The organism is Pseudomonas laurylsulfativorans, assembly GCF_002906155.1.
In the GTDB taxonomy this organism is placed as follows: domain Bacteria; phylum Pseudomonadota; class Gammaproteobacteria; order Pseudomonadales; family Pseudomonadaceae; genus Aquipseudomonas; species Aquipseudomonas laurylsulfativorans.
Genome location: NZ_MUJK01000017.1, coordinates 54,058 through 70,924, shown reverse-complemented (window position 1 = coordinate 70,924; position 16,867 = coordinate 54,058). Strand labels below are relative to the sequence as shown.

Below are 16,867 nucleotides of genomic sequence, written 5' to 3'. Positions count from 1 at the left end.
ATGCTGTTGGATAATGCCGCCCTGCACTGAGGGTTAGATTTTCGTATGTCCACTTCTTCTTTTTCCGCGGCACACAGCCAGGCCAGTACGCTCTACTTGCCACCTGGCCCGTGGCACACCGTTGTCGATTGCCTGTGTGAGCATTTCAGCGCCATCGGTCGTGAACAATGGCTGGACAGAATCGCTCGTGGCCGGGTCCTCGATGGGCAGGGCATGCCGATCGCCCTCGATCTGGCCTACAAGGAAGGTTTGCGGATTCATTATTTTCGCGAAGTGCCGGATGAAAAGCCGATCCCGGTGATCGAGTCGATTCTGTACGCGGACGAGCATCTGGTGGTGGCCGACAAACCACACTTTCTACCCGTGACGCCCGCTGGCGAATACGTCGAACAGACGCTGCTCAGGCGCTTGATCCGGCGCCTGGACAATCCGCATCTGGTGCCATTGCATCGCATAGACCGGCACACCGCGGGGCTGGTGCTGTTTTCTGCCAATCCGCAGAGTCGTTCGGCTTATCAGTCGTTGTTTCCAACCCGGCAGATCGAAAAGCGCTACGAGGCCATTGCAGCGGCGTTGCCTGATGTTGTTTTCCCGCGGGTTCATAAGAGCCGACTGGTCGATGGCGAACCGTTCTTCCGCATGCAGGAGGGGCCTGGTGCCAGCAACACCGAGACTGCGGTCGAAGTCAGGGAGAAGCTGGGGGATCTCTGGCGTTATGGTCTTTACCCGGTGACGGGCAAGAAACACCAGTTGCGGGTACATATGGCAGCGCTGGGAGCCGCTATCTGCAACGACCCGTTTTACCCCGAGGTGCTCAAGGATGCGCAGGATGACTACGCCAATCCTTTGAAACTGCTGGCGCAAGGTCTGAAATTTATTGATCCGGTCACGGGCCAAGAGCGAGTGTTCGAGAGTGAAATCACCCTGCAATGGTGATCGTGAAGCGACCCTGAAGCGCTGTTCTCCAGGCATGAAAAAGCCCGAATCAAGCGGGCTTTTTCGTATCCGGCTGCGCCAGGGTTACAGCTCTTTGACGGTACGAACCTGGTCTTTGTTGATGCGGGTCTGTTTACCGTCGAGCTGTTCGAATTCGTAGAAACCGGAGTCCTTGTCGAACTGCGGTGTGTCGACGGCCTGGATTTCGCGACCGTCATTCAAGGTGATCACCGTAGGCGATGCGCAACCGGCGAGGGTGGCGAGGCCAAGTGCGAGCATGAAAGTGGCGAGGGTCCGTTGAGTCATGAGTGTGTGTCTCCGAATAAGAAATCTTTGGTTACTGAACTTGAGACGTGCACCACCCGCGCAAGTTCCTGATCAATGTCAGTCTGACACAGAGTCATGACCGCTTAACAGTTCCGGCGTGTTGAGGTTGGCCAGCCGAGGATCATTGTCGGGGCATTGCAGCGCGGTCGCACCGAGCTTGCGCATCAACCGGCCAGGGCTGCGCTCACCTTCGTTCCAGGCATCTTCAAATGCTGCCCTGTGCAGCACGGGAATCACGCACAACAAGGGTTCCCAGTGGTTGTCATGCCGGACCATCAGCGGCTTGTCCGGATGCAGGTTGGCGGCCTCGCGCATGTTGCCGATCAGCACCGCATCAATGCCCGGAACGTCACAGGGCATGACCAGCAGATGGCTATGGTGAGCAGCCTTCAGGCCTGCGCGAATTCCCGCCAGCGGCCCGGGGAAGTCACCTTCATCATCGTGGACCAACTGGTCCGCGTAGGGTTCGTACTTCTCAAGGTTGCGATTGCAGGAGATGATCAGGTCATCGGTCAGCGGGCGGGTCTTGCGATGCAGGTGCGCAATCAGGGGTTCACCGCGCCACTCCAGCAACCCTTTATCCCGCCCCCCCATACGTTGGCCGCGACCGCCCGCCAGGAGCAGAATGGAGCAGGTTGGCAATTGTGAATTCGTGGTCATGGCAGGTCTCCATGGGAGCGGCGAAAAAACGGAGCGCTGTGATATAACACCGGGCTGTTTCTCCTACAACTGGACGAGCCTATGAAAGCCAAGGCTGATGTACCTTTCGCACCGCTGAATATTGCAGTGTTGACTGTCAGCGATACCCGCACACTGGAAACCGACACCTCGGGCCAGCTCTTTGTCGACCGCTTGACCGCTGCCGGTCATAACCTGGCAGCCCGGGTGTTGCTCAAAGATGACCTCTACAAAATTCGCGCGCAAGTCGCCAACTGGATTGCCGATGATGTCGTGCAGGTTGTGCTGATCACCGGCGGCACCGGTTTTACCGGGCGTGATAGCACACCGGAAGCCGTCAGTTGCCTGCTGGACAAACAGGTTGATGGGTTTGGTGAGCTGTTCCGGCAGATCTCGGTTGCCGATATCGGCACCTCGACCGTTCAGTCACGGACGTTGGCCGGTCTGGCCAATGGCACGCTGGTTTGCTGTTTGCCGGGCTCGACCAATGCCGTGCGCACCGGTTGGGATGGCATTTTGGCCGAGCAACTGGATGCGCGGCATCGTCCGTGCAATTTCGTGCCTCACTTGAAACAGGCCGCGCCTTGTGAATCCCGTGGGTAAGCCCGGCAAGACTGGCAGCCTGATGCCTGTCGAGGTGGCCTTGGCGCGCTTGCTGGAAATGGCCGAGGCCTCAAGGATTGTCGAGCGTGAACGCTTGCCGTTGGCGCAGGTACAGGGGCGTGTACTGGCTGAAGATCTGGTGTCGACCCTTGATCTGCCACCCTGGCCCAACAGTGCCATGGACGGTTATGCCTTGCGCATGGCGGACTGGACGGGAGAGCCGTTGGTGGTCAGTCAAAAGGTGTTTGCCGGCCAGGCCCCCGATCCGTTGCAGCCGGGAACCTGTGCACGCATTTTCACCGGGGCACCTGTTCCCGCCGGCGCCGATTGCGTCGAGATGCAGGAAAACGCCGAGGTTCAAGCCGATGAGCGAGTTCGTTTCACCCAAGCCCTGACCCTGGGCCAGAACATCCGCCCACAAGGCCAGGAAACCACCGTCGGCGAGCTGATTCTGCCAGCAGGTACGCAACTGGGGCCGATCGAGCAAGGATTGGCTGCCTCATTGGGGTGTGCTGAGCTGGAGGTGGTTCGCAAGGTGCGTGTGGCGGTGCTGTCTACCGGTGACGAGTTGATTGAACCGGGGCAGGCGCTGGGGCCGGGGCAGATCTACAACAGCAACCGGGTGTTGTTGTGTAGCTGGTTGCAGCGTTTGGGGTGTGAAGTTGTCGACGCGGGCATTCTTGCGGACGATCTGGAAACCACTCGCTCCCGATTGGGTGAGCTGAAGGATGTCGACCTGATCCTCTCGACCGGTGGCGTATCGGTGGGAGAAGCCGACTTTCTGGGCATCGCCTTGCGCGAAGAGGGCGAACTGACGCTGTGGAAACTCGCCATCAAACCCGGTAAACCGCTGACGTTCGGGCACTTCCGCGGTGTACCGGTGATTGGTTTGCCGGGCAACCCCGCATCGACCCTGGTGACTTTTGCCTTGTTGACCAGGCCCTATCTGTTGCGCCGTCAGGGTGTACAAGACGTTGAGCCACTGAAGGTGCAGGTGCCGACCGGGTTTGACTGGCTCCAACCCGGCAATCGGCGTGAGTATTTGCGCGGAAGACTGGAAAACGGCCGGGCGACGATTTACAAAAACCAGAGTTCCGGCGTACTGCGTAGCGCTGCCTGGGCTGATGGACTGGTAGAAGTCCTGGAAGGTCGCACGCTTGCTCAGGGTGATAGCGTTTTCTTCATTCCTCTGAGCGAAGTCTTGAGCTGATAGTTTCAGCGTCCTTGTCGCACAAAACCCGGCCGATTGAACCGGGTTTTGTGTTGATGGCAACTCAATGTGCCAGAAGCAATGAAATAACCTGCTCGAATCGGCTATTGGCGATCCAGCCAAGGAGGCCGAGGATCACCGCCGTTCCTCCGACGGAATAGGCAAGCCTGTGCTTGATGGTTTTGACGTCACCCCGGACTTCGTCCATGTCCCTGCGTATGCTCTTGAGGTGTGTTTCCAGCTCGGTGACGCGAGGTTCCATATCAACTTCTCCCTTGGCTTTTGTGTTGTTGTTGCATTCAGCTCGATGGCCTGCATTTTTATTATCCGTAAGCGCCAGGACCGAAATGGCCGGTGATGCGAGGTTTTGGCATTGCATGGCACGTCCTTGTGATGTCCTGCAGCCCAAGGTCTACCAATTCAGATTTGTGGTCAATTGAGCCGATTCCTCACGTTTTGTAAGAAAAATCCTGCCGTGCAGGGATCAAATCCTTCCGCCTGGAAATAATTCGTTTTCTTTCGACCTTTAGCGGGCGATTCGCGGTCAACATCTCCCAGACGCTGTTCAACCCGGGAGTGAAGTAATGAGCGATCGCAAGGCGCTATTGATTCTGCATGGCAAGCAGGCGCTCAACGAGGCGGTTCGCGCCGCCGTCGAAAGCCGGCGTGAGCGCGGTTGGGAACTGGCTGTTCGGTTGACCTGGGAAGCCGGTGATGCGCAGAGGCTGGTGGGCGAAGCGTTGGCGGCCGGTTATCGCCACATCATTGCCGGTGGCGGCGATGGCACCTTGCGCGATATCGCCGAAGCCATGGCGGGGCACTCGAAAAAAGCCAGCCTGGTGTTGATGCCGCTGGGAACCGCCAACGATTTTGCCCGTGCTGCGGGCGTTCCCCTGGAGCCTGGTCAGGCGCTGGAACTGCTTGATACCGCGCCGACCGCCATCGATCTGGGGGAGGTTGATGGGCAGATATTCCTGAACATGGCGACCGGTGGGTTTGGCAGCCATGTCACGGCGAACACCCCGGAGGATTTGAAGAAAATCCTCGGCGGTGCGGCGTATCTGTTCACCGGCTTGTCGCGCTTCAATGAACTGCATACCGCCTACGGTGAATTGCAGGGACCGGACTTTCACTGGAGCGGCGATCTGCTGGCGCTGGGCATCGGCAATGGCCGGCAGGCTGGTGGTGGGCGGGCGTTGTGCCCACAGGCTCTGGTGGATGATGGCTTGCTGGATATCAGTATCTTGCCGGCACCGCAGGAGGTGGTCGGTACATTGAAAAACCTGCTCACCGAAGGTTTTGGCATCGACAGCATGTTTGTCCGTGCGCGCCTGCCCTGGGTCGAGATCAAGGTCTCGGAAGGGCTCTACATCAACCTTGATGGTGAACCGCTTGAAGGGGACAACCTGCGTTTCTCGGTTCGCCCAGCGGCGTTACTCGTGCATCTGCCTGAGGATTCGCCGCTGTTACGGGCCAGTGAAGTACCTAGTCGTCAAGGCTGATGATTTGCTCGCGTACGGCAAACAGCACCAGGCCGGCCACATCGTAAATCTGCAAGCGCTTCATGATCTGCGAACGGTGGGTTTCGACGGTCTTGACGCTTAGCCCCAGGCCGTTGGCGATCTCTCGGGTAGATTTTCCGCGAACGATCAACCGCAGGATTTCCAGCTGACGCGCCGTCAGGTTATGCGAGTCGGCAGGTTCGGGTTGATGCTTCTGGTTTCGGATAAGCGCCTGGTTGATCACCGTGTGGGCAATGGCCGGGCTCAGGTAGCGTTCGTTGTTGCGCAAGGCCTCCAATGCGTGCTCGAGTTCGGTCGCCGTGGTGTCCTTGAGCAAGTAGCCATGGGCTCCGGATTCCAGTGCCTGCATGATGAGGGCCGGATCGGTATGCATCGACAGGATCAAAACCTTGCACTGCGGGCGCACCCGCTTGAGTTGCTGCAAGGCTTCGAGGCCGCCGGTCTGGCGCATCGAAATATCCAGCAGAATAATATCGGGGGACAGATGCCCGACCATTTCGAGCAACTGCGAGCCGTCATTGGCCTCGCCGATGACGGCATAGCCGGGCAGATCCATTACCAGGGCGCGCACGCCAGCCCTGATCAGCGAGTGGTCATCCACCAGTAGTAAATTACAAGTCAATGCATAACCTTATTCGAACTGGCCCGTTCGAGCGCACGGGGCGCCCAGGGAAATAATGCTTCGATTTGAGTGCCTTTGCCCGGCTCGCTGGTAACGGTCAGCGTGCCGCCCAGTTGATCGATCCGTTCCGCCATCCCGGCCATACCGCGTTGCCCTTCGCGACCTGGGTCGGTTGCGGGGGCGAATCCCTGACCGTCATCGCTGATCTGCAACTTCAGGCCTTGTGGCAGGCGCTGCAGGCAGACCAGCAGGTTCTTGGCCTGGGCATGTCGCAAGATGTTGGTGACTGCTTCCTGGGTGATGCGGAAAGCCGCCACTGCCATTTCCTCTGGTATGCCGGTCAAGCGCTGCTGGCATTCCAGGCTCCAGTGCACTGGGGTGTTGGTCAGGGTCTTGAGCAGGTGCGCGCGCAGACTGGCTTCCAGCCCGAGGCTGGTCAACTGCCGGGGATTGAGAATGGCGGATACGTCACGAACTTTCGCCAGGGTTTCTTCCAGCGTGTCGCACAGGACTGCGCATTGCCCCTGGAGTTCTTCGGGCATCCGGCGTTTGAGCCAGTCGCTTTGCAGTTTGGCGGCGGTCAGTAATTGGCCGATGTCGTCATGCAATTCCCGGCTCAGGCGGTGACGCTCGTTCTCCTGAACCTGCAACAGCCGGTCGGCCAGTTCCTGGGGCTGGAATTTGATGGATTTGCGCGAGAGGCTGTACTGCACGGCAACACTGGTCAGCGCCGCAATGTTGAGCACCAGCAAGGACAGGGGCAAGGGGATGGACAAACCATAGACCAGCAAACTGCCGAGCGCTGAGCAGGCACATAGCACCAGCGTGAAGGTGCGTGCATTTTCTCGGGAGGGTGGCCACTTGGCAATTGACTTGAGGCTGGCGTGCATAGCGGATGGAGCCAATGGATGTTCGCTGCGGGCTGACCGGTCATGCTGGCTGACAGGCCCCTGTTTTTTATTGTGGAGCGTCGACTTCAGCGGGGTGTACTTTTTTGTTGGAGAGTTCAGCTCCGGACTGGAGCGAGCTGTGTCCGGCTGCAAACACACTGCCATTTATTGGCGCCAACTAACAGGCGCCATGGTAGCACTTAAGATACCGTTGGTCGCGTTTGTATATGTGTCTGAAAAGTCAGGAATCCAGTCGTTTGGACGATGGTTCCATAATGGAGCAAATTGGCTGTTGTCGGCGCCAACTGCCGATTGTCCCTAGGGTTTGTCGTGGGTACCAGGCAGCGCCCTGGCCAAGGCAGGCGCCCAATTGTCGATGGGCAAAAGTGGATGTTGAAAGATGTCGCTTATAGCTATGAAATGTTTATTTGCGACATGTACGCCCTGCAAGTTACAGCGCGGTATTGATAAACCCAATCACGCCACATGGCTTAGTTGAGTTAGTTCAGGCCTGCCGTTCCGAATAGGACACGAGTGTGAACGGCCTGGAGTTGACCGGTGGTTGAAATCGGCTTTGCCCGACCTGAAAGGCAAAGGCTTCGATCAGGGTGACCTGCTCGCTGTCGTCGAGACTGAGTTGTCCGGTGGTCTGGTCGATGAGTTCCAGTTGCCAGGCAATCAGGGTCAGGCAGTCTTTCAGGGCGTTCAGTGCCTCGTCGTGCAGGCTCATGGTGTTCTGTGCGTGATTCAGCAGGCCATGAATATGCAGAGAGAATTCAGACACGGCCGCCAACGCCAGGGCATCGGCCTTGTTGGCCAGCTTGAGCAGTATGCTGAGCAAGCAGTCGATGGCGTCCTTGTCATTGCTGATCAGTTGCAGATGACTCAGGCATTCCTCGGTTTTAGCCAGGAGTGTTTCAGCCTCGACGAGGAACTCCGGGAGCCGCTGGGCCCACTCTTTACGGTCGTTCGGCATACTTATCTCCACAACGTCATATCAAATGAGGGGATATCGTGTGTGTCGACGAGGGTGGTCGCAACCCCGGCATTGCCGAGTCGTCGGGTGAACGAGATTCGGCTGGCCCGCAGGCAGGCTGGGGAACACGAGAAGGTGGTTGGCCACTTACTTGCGATCGCACACAAAAGCCTGACTCCGTTCATGCAATGAGAATGGCGTCACATTAATGGCTATTGGATATTGCGAATATCAGGTTGCACCTGATTGTTGATAGGGGAATCCCTTACCCAGCGGAACGTATCACATGAACTGTGGTCGCGTGGCGCAGAAGTGCAGCAGATGTAATCACAGCGCCAGTAAAGCATGATGTTAATCTGACATCAATGCCCGGGCGTGGCATTTTAGAGGGGGTCAAGCTTCGGCTAAAACAGCCGATAACCTTCTATAAGTGAATTCATCCGAACAAGACCAGGAGTCATTGATGGCCGGCATTCTCGACACGGTAGACCAACGCACGCAACTGGTGGGTGAGAATCGCCTTGAAATTCTCATGTTCCGGCTCGCCGGACGGCAATTGTTCGCCATCAACGTCTTTAAAGTACAGGAAGTCTTGCAACTGCCAAAGTTGACGCTGATGCCGCAGCGCCATCCTTTTGTGTGCGGCGTGGTCAACCTGCGTGGCCAGACCCTGCCGGTGATCGACCTGTCCCAGGCCATTGGCATGCGCCCGCTGGTGCCGGGACCAGGCAGCACGATTATCGTCACCGAATACAACCGTTCGGTCCAGGCCTTCCTGGTCGGAGGCGTGGACCGGATCGTCAACATGAACTGGGAAGCCATCCTGCCGCCACCGAGCAGTGCCGGCCGCCAGCACTACCTGACGGCTATCAGCAAAGTCGATGATCAACTGGTGGAAATCATCGACGTCGAAAAGGTCTTGGCCGAAATTGTCCCGTACAACGCCAAAGTCTCCCGCGAAAAACTCGAAGATCCGGTGCTGGAACGCGCCCGTGGCCGTGAAGTGCTGCTGGTGGACGACTCGAACGTGGCCCTGGCGCAGTTGCGCGATACCCTGGGGCAGTTGGGCGTGAAGATGCACATCGCCAGCGACGGGTTGAAGGCCTTGAACATGCTCAAAGCCTGGGCCGACACTGGCGTGGACATGACTGAAAAACTGCTGATGGTTTTCACCGATGCGGAAATGCCGGAAATGGATGGCTACCGCCTGACCACCGAAATTCGCAATGATCCACGCCTTCGCGGCCTGTACGTGGTACTGCACACCTCGTTGTCCGGCAGCTTCAACGATTCGATGGTCAAAAAGGTTGGCTGCGACAATTTCCTCTCCAAATTCCAGCCGGACAAACTCGTCGACGTGGTACGTCAGCGCCTGATGCTTGACGAAGTGCCGGCCTGATCAGGCCATGGTCAACCTGTAGGAGCGAGCTTGCGATGGTCTTGAACGATAACGCGTAAAACCAGTTGCCCAGCGGCGTCCTTGGGTTTTTCGCGAGCGAGCTCGCTCGTGCAGGGTTTTTGCACTTTGATTCGCTGACCAAGCTCGTATAGGGTGGCGTTTTTGCCTTCCAGGGAGCTGGCCATGTTGCGTCTGAGCGCGCTGTATCGTTATCCGTTGAAGTCCGCCAGGGGAGAGACGCTGCAACAGATCGGTCTCGATAAACTCGGGCTGGATGGCGATCGCCGCTGGATGCTGGTGGATGAGGCCAGCGGTCGTTTCCTGACCCAGCGTGCGGTGGCGCAGATGAGCCAGTTGTCGGCGCTGTGGAATGCCGAAGGTGGCTTGACCCTCAGCGCGCCCGGCCATTCGCCGATCGACATTGCCTTGCCCGGTAGCGATGCACAACTGCGTGGCGTGACGATCTGGCGCGATACCTTGCGAGTCCCCGATGCAGGCGATGAAGCAGGGGCCTGGGTCAGCCAGTTCATTGGAAAGCCGACACGTCTGGTGCAAGTGCCGCTTGATCGGGCGCGGATGACCGAGGCCGGGTACGGCAAGGATGACGATCAGGTGGCGTTCGCCGATGGCTATCCGCTGTTGCTGATTGGCCAGGCCTCCCTCGAAGACCTGTCGCAACGGGTCGGGCGTCCGTTGGAGATGTTGCGTTTCCGGCCAAACCTGGTGATCGAGGGCAGTGAAGCCTTCGCCGAGGACGGCTGGAAGCGCATCCGCATCGGTGAAGTCGAGTTCCGCGTGGTCAAGTCGTGTTCACGTTGCATCTTGACCACCATCGACCCGCAAACCGGGGAGCGCAGCGACGATCGCGAACCCTTGGCCACCTTGCAGACGTACCGCTCGCAGGCAGACGGTGCAATGTTCGGCCAGAACCTGGTCAACGACGGCAACGGACGACTCGAAGTCGGCATGCCGGTGGAGATCCTCGAGTAATTTTGCGCAGAATAAAAAATGCCCGTGTCGAAAAACACGGGCATTTTTTTATTGCAGTGAAGCCCGCGGGTTTAGCCGCGGTATTCGCACAGGTAAGCGGTGTCGACAGCGACTTTCAGCTGGAACTTGCTGTTGGCCGGTACGTTGAACTGGCTGCCGGCGGCGAAGGTTTCCCAGTCGCTGCTGTCTGGCAGTTTGACGGTCAATGCGCCGCTGACCACGTGCATGATTTCACGCTGGCTGGTGCCGAATTCGTATTCGCCCGGAGCCATGACGCCGATGGTCGCTGGACCTTCTGCGGTGCCAAAGGCGATCGACTTGACGGTGCCGTCGAAGTACTCGTTGACTTTAAACATGGGCGATTCCTCGAAAAGGGCTAAAAAGGGCTGGCCAGTATGCACAAGGCCCTTGGCGTCGTCACCTGTCTAAAGCGGCAGAACCAGCGGCAGCAGGCGTGCGGTATTGCGCGCATCTTCCAGTGCCCGGTGTTGTTGGCCGTTGAACTGCAAGCCGGCCAGTTGCAACGCGCCGTTTAATCCCAGCGGGCGTTCCAGTCGTCGGGCCTTGGCAAAACGCTGTTTGAGGTTCATGTGCGGCGTGTTGGCCAGCACACTGGCGAGTCCCAGTTGCTGCCATTCTTGAAGCAATTGCTTGCGATCGTAATCGCCCCAGCTGACCCAGCCTTCAAGTCGCGTGTGGTGGTGGCCGAGCCAGCGTTCAAACGCCGGCCAGACTTCGCCTAGCGGTTGCGCGGCATCAATGTTGGCCTGGGTGATGTGCGTCAGCTCGCGGCAAAACGGCGTCAGCAACGGCCGCCGCAACGGGCGGACGAAGCGCTGGAAGTGGTCCAGTTCGCGTCCCTTGCGGTCCACCAGGGTGGCGCCGATTTCAATGATTTCCATTTCCGTTACGGGCCAACCACCCTCATCGGTGGTGGCCTCCAGATCAATGACCAGCCAATGAGGCATTGCAGGTTTCCTGGTATCCGCGTCCTGTAGGGTTTGAGCGTAGCCAAACCCGTCGGTTCCGCCTAGCGGCTTATTCGACCTCCAACAGAATCTGCCGGTTTTTTACCTGATCCCCGACTTTGACTTGCAGGCGTTTGAGCACACCATCGATGCCCGATTTCAAAGGGTGTTCCATTTTCATCGCCTCCAGGACCACCAGCAGTTGGCCCTTGGTCACCGGGCTGCCTTCATTGACCAGCACGTCGACAATCGCCCCGTCCATCGGTGCCTTGAGGGTGCCGGAGCTGACACTGGCCTGGCTGGAAACCTGCGCTTGAGTGCGATCCACAAACTGCAAGCTGCCCGGACGGGTAAACAGCCAAAGTTGCCCTGCTTCCAGGCGATAGGCATGGCGCTGGCGGATGCCATCAATTTCGAGGGTGGCCCGGCGCCCGTCGCTGTGGAGGATCTTCAGTTCGAGGTTGCTCCCGGCGACCTGAAGGCGTAACGGCTCGTCCGGGATTGCCTGCAACGTCACCACCCAGTCCTGATCCTCAAGTCCGATGCGATAGTGCAGCGGCACGCTGGCATTGTTGCGCCAACCGCAAAGCGGGGCCGGATGGGCCTGCGCTGAAGCCTGATAGAAGAGGGCGGCTGCAATGGCCAGGTGTTGCGCAGTGGGGGTTTGGGGGGGCAGGCAGGTATGCCCGGAAAAATGCTGCGCGATGAACCCGGTACTGAAATCACCGCAGGCGAACTGCGGGTGCTCCAGCAGGCTGGTGAGCAGGCGCTGATTACTTTGCACGCCCAGCAGCACGCTGTCTTGCACCGCCCGCAGCAGTTTGCGTCGGGCTTGCTCGCGGGTGGCGCCGTGGGCGATGAGCTTGCCGAGCATCGGGTCGTAGAAGGGGCTGATGTTCTGACCCTCGAACAAGCCATGGTCGATTCGAATGCCGTCCTGCAATGCGGGTTCCCAGGCCACGACGCGCCCGGTTTGCGGCAGGAAACCCTGAGCCGGGTCTTCGGCATACAGGCGTACTTCCATGGCGTGCCCGCGCAGTTGCACCTGTTCCTGGCGCAATGGCAGCGGTTGCCCTTCGGCGATGTTCAACTGCCAGGCCACCAGGTCCAGCCCGGTGATCAATTCGGTCACCGGGTGTTCCACTTGCAGGCGGGTGTTCATCTCCAGGAAGTAAAACTGCCCACGGGCATCCAGCAAAAACTCCACGGTGCCCGCGCCGACGTACTGCACCGCCCGCCCGGCCTTGAGCGCCGCTTCGCCCATGGCTTGCCGCAGTTCAGGCGTCATCACCGGGCAGGGGGCTTCCTCGATGACTTTCTGATGTCGGCGCTGCACCGAGCAATCGCGCTCGCCGAGGTAAATCAGGTTGCCATGTTGGTCACCGAACAATTGGACCTCGACATGACGTGGTTCGATCAGTGCCTGTTCAAGAATCAGTTCGCCGCTGCCAAAACCGTTAAAGGCTTCGGAGCGTGCGGTACGAATCTGTTCCAGCAGATCACCGGAGTCGTGCACCAGGCGCATGCCGCGTCCACCGCCGCCAGCGCTGGCCTTGATCATCAACGGATAGCCGATGCGCTCGGCCTCGCGGCTCAGGGTCGCGTCGTCCTGCCCGTCGCCTTGATAACCATTGATGCAGGGCACGCCGGCTTCAAGCATGGCGATCTTCGACAGGCGCTTGCTGCCCATCAGTTCGATGGCCTCGGGGCTGGGCCCGATGAAGGTGATACCGGCGTCCCGGCAGGCGATGGCGAACCCGGCGTTTTCCGAGAGGAAGCCGTAGCCGGGATGAATCGCATCCGCGCCCGTGCGCCGGGCGGCGTCGAGGATGGCCGTGATGTTCAGATAAGACTGTTGCACCGCGGCCGCACCGATGTTGATGGCTTCGTCGGCCATCTGCACGTGCAGGGCATCGGCGTCGGCATCGCTGAACACGGCGACCGTGCGATAGCCCAGCGCCTGGGCCGTGCGCTGGATGCGGCAGGCGATTTCACCGCGGTTGGCGATGAGGATTTTTTTGAGTCCGGGCATGAGTTGGCTCTCTGATATTTGCGGTGTCTGGTCGGGCCTCATCGCTGGCAAGCCAGCTCCTACAGTGGATTTATGTCGCACACAAAACCTGTAGGAGCTGGCTTGCCAGCGATGCTTTTCAGGAGGCCCACCCCGGTTTGCGTTTTTGCATGAAGGCCATCGTCCCCTCGATACCTTCAGCACCAGTCACCGCTTCGCTGAACCATTGCGCCGCCTGATCCAGCAGGGCATCCGACGGTTGTCCCGCACTCGCCAGCAAGAGCTTTTTGGTCGCCGCATTCGCCCCCGGCGCACAACACAACACATGGGCCAAGACCTCATCGAGACGCTCGGCCAGGGCCTGCGGATCATGTTCGACAAAATGCACCAGGCCCATACGCCGTGCCTGGTGGCCATCAAAACGGGCCGCGGTCAGGGCCAGCCTTCGGGTCTCGGTCAGGCCGATGCGTTGCACCACGAACGGTGCGATTTGCGCCGGCAGCAGGCCGAGGCTGGTTTCCGGCAGGCCGAATTGCGCCTGGTGATCGGCCAGAGCGATATCGCTGACGCAGGCCAGGCCCAAACCGCCACCGAGTACCGCGCCTTGCAGCACGGTAATCACCACTTGCGGTGCGTGTTGCACCTCTTGCAATAGCGCACCGAACACTCGGTTTAGATCCCTGTGCGCCGTTGAGCCTTGAGCGCGGGCATTGGCCATGTCCTTGATGTCGCCGCCGGCACAGAAGTGCCCACCGACGCCGCCGATCACCAGTGCGCGAACCCCTGGTTTATCGCGTACCGCAGCCAGCACCGAGCGCAATTCGGTGACCATCTGCAAGCTCATCGCATTGCGGCATTCCGGGCGGTTGAGGGTGATGTGCAACACGCCGTTGTGCAGCTCCAGCAGCAAAGTCAGGCAAACCGGCAGGCTACTCATTTCTTTTTCCCCGGCAGAATGCCCATGAGTTTGCAGATGATCCCCAGCATGATTTCGTCGGCACCGCCGCCAATCGATACCAGCCGTACATCGCGATAAGCACGGGCCACTGGGTTGTCCCACATGAAGCCCATGCCGCCCCAATATTGCAGGCAGCTGTCGCTGACTTCGCGGCCCAGTCGCCCGGCCTTGAGCTTGGCCATCGACGCCAGGCGCGTGACGTCCCGGCCTTTGACGTATTGCTCTGTGGCCTGGTAGACCAGTGCCCGCAGGCATTCGATTTCGGTTTGCAGTTCTGCCAGGCGGAAGTGGATCACCTGATTGTCGATCAGCGCGTTACCGAAGGTTTTGCGCTCCTTGCAGTATTCGATGGTGCTGTCGACGCAATACTCCAGGCCCTTGATCATGTTGGCTGCGCCGAACAGGCGTTCCTCCTGGAACTGCAGCATCTGCATCATGAACCCCGCGCCTTCATGACCGATCCGGTTGCGCTGCGGCACGCGCACATTGTCGAAAAACACCTGGGCGGTTTCCGAACTGCGCATGCCGAGCTTGTCCAGGTGCGAGCTCAGGCTAATGCCCGGAGTGTTCATCGGCACCATGATGAGCGACTTGTTGATGTGCGGCTTGTCCTCCGAGGTGTTGGCCAGCAAGCAGATGAAGTCGGCGCTCGGCGAGTTGGTGATCCACATCTTGCTGCCGTTGATCACGTAATCGTCGCCGTCCTTGCGCGCGGTGGTTTTCAACCCGGCGACGTCGGAGCCGGCACCGACTTCGGAGACGCCGATGCAGCCGACCTGCTCGCCGCTGATGGCCGGGCGCAGGAATTCGTCGCGCAATTCATCGGAGCCAAAACGGGCGAGGGCCGGGGTGCACATGTCGGTCTGCACGCCGATGGACATCGGGATGCCACCGCAATGAATGGTGCCGAACTCTTCGGCGGCCACGATCGAGTAGCTGTAGTCGAGCCCCATGCCACCGAACTTTTCCGGCTTGGAAATCCCCAGCAAGCCGAGGTCTCCGGCCTTGCGGAAGATGTCGTGGATGGGGAAGCGTCCGGCCTTTTCCCATTCCTCGACGTGGGGATTGATCTCGTGTTCGACGAATTGGCGCACGGTGCGGCGCAGTGCTTCGTGTTCCTGGGTGAAGATCATTTTTATTGTTCTCCTTGAGCCGGCCTAGAACCGGGCTACGCCAAAACTGTTGGCTTGCAATGGCCGCACCTCGGCCTCGTGACAGATGTCCAGCAAGTAACCCAGCAAGGTCCTTGTATCGCGCGGGTCGATCAAGCCGTCGTCCCACAGATTGGCGCTGCCATAGAGCGCCGTGGACTGACTGTCGAGCTTCTGCGCGGTGACCTGTTCGAGCATGTCGAGCATTTTCGGATCGGGCACCAGGCCGTCCTTGGCCTGTTTGGCCTCGGTGACGATGCGCAGTACTTTGCCCGCTTGCGCGCCACCCATTACGGCGGTGCGGCTGTTGGGCCAGGCGAAGATGAAACGCGGATCGAGGCCGCGCCCGCACATCGCATAGTTGCCCGCGCCGTAGGAGCCACCGACGACGATGGTCAGCTTCGGTACCCGGGCGTTGGCGACCGCTTGAATCATCTTCGCGCCGTGTTTGATCACGCCTTGCTGTTCCGACTCGGTGCCGACCATGAACCCGGTGGTGTTATGGAAAAACAGCAGCGGCGTCTGGCTCTGATCGCACAGCTGGATGAACTGGGCGGCCTTGCTCGCGCCTTTTGGGGTGATCGGGCCGTTGTTACCGATAAAGCCACAGGCGCGGCCCTGAATTTTCAGGTGACCGCAGACGGTTTGCTGATCGAACTCGCCTTTGAATTCAAGAAAGTTCGAAGCGTCGGCAATCCGGGCGATGATCTCGCGAACGTCGTAGGGTTTTTTCGGATCATCCGGGATCAGGCCCAGCAGTTCGTCGATGGGGTAGATCGGTTCTTCCCAACGACGTTCGGGGCGCGGTGGCAACTGTTCGTTCCACGGCAGCAAAGCGACAATTTCGCGCACCTGGCGCACACCGTCGGCATCGTTTTCAGCCAGGTATTCGGCAGTGCCGGCGGTTTGTGCGTGCATCTCGGCGCCGCCCAGTTCTTCGTCGGTGGCGACTTCGCCGGTGGCGGCCTTGAGCAGTGGCGGACCTGCGAGAAACAGCTTGGCCTTGCCGCGCACCACCACCACGTAATCCGACAGCCCCGGTTGATAAGCACCGCCCGCCGTGGCCGAGCCGTGCACCACAGTGACCTGCGGCAACCCCATGGCCGACATCCGCGCCTGATTGGCAAAGCTGCGCGCGCCTTCGACGAAAATCTCCGCCGCGTAATTGAGGTTGGCGCCGCCGCTCTCGGCGAGGGTGATCACCGGCAGTTTGTTTTCCATGGCGATCTGTTGCAGGCGCAGGGATTTTTTCAAGCCGCTGGGGGAGATGGTCCCGCCCTTGATTGCACTGTTATTGGCGACCACCAGCACACGCACGCCGGACACGTAGCCGATGCCCGCGATCAAGCCGCCACCGGCGGCGCTGCCATCCTTGTCGTCGTGCAACTTGTAGCCGGCCAGGCTGGCCAGTTCAAGAAACGGCGCACCGGCGTCCAGCAGCAGATTGAGGCGCTCGCGGGGCAGTAACTGGCCGCGCTTTTCGAACCTGGGTTTGGCTTCGTCAGCCTTGTTCAACAAGTTCTGTTCGAGCACGCGGACTTGCTCGATGGCGTTCAGCATCGCTGCGCGGTTCTGGGTGAACGGCTCGCTGTGGGGATCGAGTTGCGACTGAATCACCGGCATGG

The 16,867-nt window shown here is 59.5% G+C and carries 18 protein-coding genes; 6 read left to right on the top strand and 12 right to left on the bottom strand.

Annotation, left to right across the window (positions count from 1 at the left end):
* Positions 1-45 precede the first annotated feature (45 nt).
* Complete coding sequence (locus tag B0D71_RS29380) at positions 46-936, top strand: pseudouridine synthase (RefSeq protein WP_103397821.1); 891 nt, start codon at positions 46-48, stop codon at positions 934-936.
* A gap of 84 nt (positions 937-1,020) precedes the next feature.
* On the opposite strand, the gene B0D71_RS29375 is transcribed toward B0D71_RS29380, so the two are convergent.
* Positions 1,021-1,242, bottom strand: coding sequence for a YgdI/YgdR family lipoprotein (locus B0D71_RS29375; protein ID WP_007994800.1), 222 nt, complete (start codon positions 1,240-1,242; stop codon positions 1,021-1,023).
* Positions 1,243-1,320: 78 nt separating this feature from the next.
* Positions 1,321-1,923 (bottom strand): molybdenum cofactor guanylyltransferase MobA, encoded by a 603-nt coding sequence (gene mobA, locus B0D71_RS29370; RefSeq protein ID WP_103397820.1) that lies wholly within the window; start codon positions 1,921-1,923, stop codon positions 1,321-1,323.
* A gap of 81 nt (positions 1,924-2,004) precedes the next feature.
* On the opposite strand from mobA, the gene moaB reads away from it, so the two are divergent.
* A complete protein-coding gene (gene moaB, locus B0D71_RS29365; RefSeq protein ID WP_085725009.1) occupies positions 2,005-2,544 on the top strand; it encodes a molybdenum cofactor biosynthesis protein B in 540 nt (179 codons plus the stop codon).
* On the top strand, positions 2,528-3,754 hold the full coding sequence (locus tag B0D71_RS29360; protein ID WP_103397819.1) for a molybdopterin molybdotransferase MoeA: 1,227 nt from the start codon (positions 2,528-2,530) through the stop codon (positions 3,752-3,754). Before moaB ends, B0D71_RS29360 begins: the two co-directional genes overlap by 17 nt.
* 64 nt (positions 3,755-3,818) lie before the next feature.
* Here B0D71_RS29360 and B0D71_RS32025 read toward each other — a convergent pair whose 3' ends face one another.
* Entirely contained in the window at positions 3,819-4,133 is a 315-nt protein-coding gene (locus B0D71_RS32025) for a hypothetical protein (protein ID WP_240635743.1), read from the bottom strand.
* A 205-nt stretch (positions 4,134-4,338) separates the two neighbouring features.
* Here B0D71_RS32025 and yegS point away from each other — a divergent pair, with 205 nt between their 5' ends.
* Entirely contained in the window at positions 4,339-5,256 is a 918-nt protein-coding gene (yegS, locus tag B0D71_RS29350; protein ID WP_103397818.1) for a lipid kinase YegS, read from the top strand.
* On the opposite strand, the gene B0D71_RS29345 is transcribed toward yegS, so the two are convergent.
* From B0D71_RS29345 to B0D71_RS29335, 3 genes are all read right to left on the bottom strand, one after another.
* Entirely contained in the window at positions 5,240-5,899 is a 660-nt protein-coding gene (locus tag B0D71_RS29345; RefSeq protein ID WP_103397817.1) for a response regulator, read from the bottom strand. The genes yegS and B0D71_RS29345 overlap by 17 nt on opposite strands.
* Positions 5,896-6,789, bottom strand: coding sequence for a sensor histidine kinase (locus tag B0D71_RS29340; RefSeq protein ID WP_103397816.1), 894 nt, complete (start codon positions 6,787-6,789; stop codon positions 5,896-5,898). Before B0D71_RS29340 ends, B0D71_RS29345 begins: the two co-directional genes overlap by 4 nt.
* A 505-nt stretch (positions 6,790-7,294) precedes the next feature.
* Entirely contained in the window at positions 7,295-7,765 is a 471-nt protein-coding gene (locus tag B0D71_RS29335) for a hypothetical protein (protein WP_103397815.1), read from the bottom strand.
* Positions 7,766-8,228: 463 nt separating this feature from the next.
* Here B0D71_RS29335 and B0D71_RS29330 point away from each other — a divergent pair, with 463 nt between their 5' ends.
* Together B0D71_RS29330 and B0D71_RS29320 are read left to right on the top strand one after the other, a co-directional pair.
* Positions 8,229-9,164 (top strand): chemotaxis protein CheV, encoded by a 936-nt coding sequence (locus B0D71_RS29330; RefSeq protein ID WP_103397814.1) that lies wholly within the window; start codon positions 8,229-8,231, stop codon positions 9,162-9,164.
* A gap of 183 nt (positions 9,165-9,347) precedes the next feature.
* Positions 9,348-10,154, top strand: coding sequence for an MOSC domain-containing protein (locus B0D71_RS29320; protein WP_103397812.1), 807 nt, complete (start codon positions 9,348-9,350; stop codon positions 10,152-10,154).
* Between the two features lie 71 nt (positions 10,155-10,225).
* Here B0D71_RS29320 and ppnP read toward each other — a convergent pair whose 3' ends face one another.
* The 6 genes from ppnP to atuC all read right to left on the bottom strand — a co-directional run bounded on the left by ppnP (position 10,226) and on the right by atuC (position 16,865).
* Complete coding sequence (gene ppnP, locus B0D71_RS29315) at positions 10,226-10,510, bottom strand: pyrimidine/purine nucleoside phosphorylase (RefSeq protein ID WP_007940055.1); 285 nt, start codon at positions 10,508-10,510, stop codon at positions 10,226-10,228.
* Between the two features lie 69 nt (positions 10,511-10,579).
* Positions 10,580-11,122 (bottom strand): 3'-5' exonuclease, encoded by a 543-nt coding sequence (locus tag B0D71_RS29310; RefSeq protein ID WP_103397811.1) that lies wholly within the window; start codon positions 11,120-11,122, stop codon positions 10,580-10,582.
* Positions 11,123-11,192: 70 nt separating this feature from the next.
* On the bottom strand, positions 11,193-13,154 hold the full coding sequence (locus tag B0D71_RS29305; RefSeq protein ID WP_103397810.1) for an acetyl/propionyl/methylcrotonyl-CoA carboxylase subunit alpha: 1,962 nt from the start codon (positions 13,152-13,154) through the stop codon (positions 11,193-11,195).
* A 118-nt stretch (positions 13,155-13,272) separates the two neighbouring features.
* Positions 13,273-14,070, bottom strand: coding sequence for an enoyl-CoA hydratase/isomerase family protein (locus B0D71_RS29300; RefSeq protein WP_103397809.1), 798 nt, complete (start codon positions 14,068-14,070; stop codon positions 13,273-13,275).
* A complete protein-coding gene (gene atuD, locus B0D71_RS29295) occupies positions 14,067-15,224 on the bottom strand; it encodes a citronellyl-CoA dehydrogenase (protein WP_103397808.1) in 1,158 nt (385 codons plus the stop codon). Before atuD ends, B0D71_RS29300 begins: the two co-directional genes overlap by 4 nt.
* Positions 15,225-15,248: 24 nt before the next feature.
* Positions 15,249-16,865: a geranyl-CoA carboxylase subunit beta gene (gene atuC / locus B0D71_RS29290; RefSeq protein ID WP_103397807.1), complete on the bottom strand. Its 1,617-nt coding sequence runs from the start codon at positions 16,863-16,865 to the stop codon at positions 15,249-15,251.
* Between the last annotated feature and the right edge of the window lie 2 nt (positions 16,866-16,867).